Annotated in this window: 1 protein-coding gene; it reads right to left on the bottom strand. The window is 45.2% G+C overall.

Annotated features, from left to right (window positions below):
- Positions 1-105: 105 nt before the first annotated feature.
- Positions 106-2,125: calcineurin-like phosphoesterase family protein (locus JX312_RS12675; RefSeq protein ID WP_204458277.1), on the bottom strand; the 2,020-nt coding region annotated here is incomplete at its 5' end.

The following is a 2,125-nucleotide window of genomic DNA, read 5'->3' as shown; positions in this document are numbered from 1 at the left end:
GGATNGTATTGTGGAGTTTTCAGGCGTTAGGCTTTAGGTGTTAGTTTTGCCGAGTGTAAGTTCTAACGCCTAACGCCTAACGCCTAAAACCTAACGCCTGAAAACTTATTTTATCATATACTCTTCTGTTGAGAACGGTCTTGGACGTTCCATTTTCTCTTTGTAGGTGTTGCCGAATTTATCGGTCACTGTTATTTCAAGGTCTGTGTCTGCGTCGTTGCATTGAACTTGGAAGAAATGGTAGCGCAAGGTTGTTCCGGTGCCCGGAATGCTTGTAAGGGCGTCTCTGTCCCAATACGGCACGGAGAGTGCTGCTATGGAAAGTGGATCATATTCGCGCACCTGCTTGGCAGCAAGCGTTTCTCCATTTACGGTCTTGACTTCAATCGTGCAGTCGTTGTTCCAGTTCCACACGTTTATAAGCACCTGGTTCTTTCGCTTCCCATCGGCATAAGGAGTGACATATCGTTTATTAAATTCCGCGATAACTTTGGAATCTTTAAGGTTCTTCCATGTCACGTTGCTGAAATCCACATTGTTGAGGTCGTAAGCGCGGAACTGTACTTTTTCGTCCATTCCCGTTCCTTTGTATCCCCATTTCATGTTCTTACCGGAAAATTCGAATATTGCATATCCTGCCGGAACACCATCGGTGGTAATATGGCATCCGGGGGTGTAATATCCGGAATACCACCAGTCGGCGCAGACTGCAGGTATGTTATGTTCATATACCGGATGGCTGTAGCCATTCGCGGGGGAGTCTGTCGGCAACATGGTGTGCTGCTGATGGAGGTGACCGTTCACGAAATGCACTTCATATCCGGTGCAGGCTTCTATAAGTTTGTCCGAACCTGTATCGGCACGCAGGTTATAGGCTTTGGGATTTGATGTATTGTAAGAGAAGAGCGAGCCATGAGTCATGACATATACCGGAGTGGATTTGTCGATATAGCTAAGATCTTTCTTAAGCCATTCTATTTGGGGCTCGTAGACATTCTGAGTGTAGGGGCGGTCTTGAACTCCATCGTATGCAATACAGTCTATATTGTCAATTACGACAAAGTGTGCCTTGCCAATATTGAATGAATACCATGCCGGTGCTACGTGAGTAAGCATGGGATTGGTGGCAGACTTGTTGCTGCCAATGGATTTTGGGTCGTGATCATGATTACCGATAACGTTATAGACAATCATGTCTTTCAGGTTCTCGTTTATTGTTTTTACATAGTTTGGAAGTTCATAACCATTTTTCCAATATTGGTCCCAAGTGAGGTCTCCGAGGGTGATGGCATATATCTTCTCGGAAGAATGGTTTCCTTTGTATGCAGTAACGTCGGCAAGGAATTTCTTGTATTGGAGGATATCTTGCGAACGGTTGGCAAGATGTTTGTCGCCCATATAAAGGATTTTGAAATTGTCTTGTCCCACCGTTTTCTTGAGTTTGAAAGATATATTCTCCGGTATGCCTTTGGATAGTACCGTTTTCTGATACATTTTAGGGAAGACACCTTCTGTAAGGGGTTCATATCCGGATGGAACGGACAAGAAGACATATCCTTGGTTCTTTTCTGATGCAATGCCGTAGATGCCGTCGGAATTTGTTACCGTGCAGTTTTCCCCGTCGCTGACAACTACATTTGCCACAGGCTCGCCGTCTTCAGTCTCAATGATGCCGTATACCGTGGCTCCCTCGGGTATTGGTATCTGGTGCGCTACGATTGTTATCTTTATTTGTCCGAGCAGAGTGCGCTTGCCGTTTTTGGTTACGTGAAGGGTGTAGGTGCCGCTCTCTATGTTATTTGGAACAGCAAATGTGAAATGCTCGTCGGAAGCATCCGTTATGTTGCAAGGTGTGAACTTGCCGTTTGTTTCAAGGTATATTTTTTCGGAAGTTGTTATGGAGCCTCCCTCTTGTGAAATGGTTATTGTCCCACCCGATATGAGGTCAATGTTTTCGGGGATGATGACGGTGAATCCTGACTGGGATCCGTTGCCGACAGGAGTCGGATTGTCGTCCTTGCAGCTGACAGTCAATGCAGTAAACAATACAGTCAGAAGCAAAGCTTTGAGAATGTTGCTGAATTTTTGAGTCATGGTTTTAAAAGTTAGTCGTAATGTCGTGGAG

It is taken from the genome of Barnesiella sp. CU968 (assembly GCF_905219685.1).
Lineage (GTDB): Bacteria > Bacteroidota > Bacteroidia > Bacteroidales > Muribaculaceae > Lepagella > Lepagella muris_A.
Note: the sequence above shows the minus strand (reverse complement) of the source record. Positions and strands in the feature narration are given on the sequence as shown.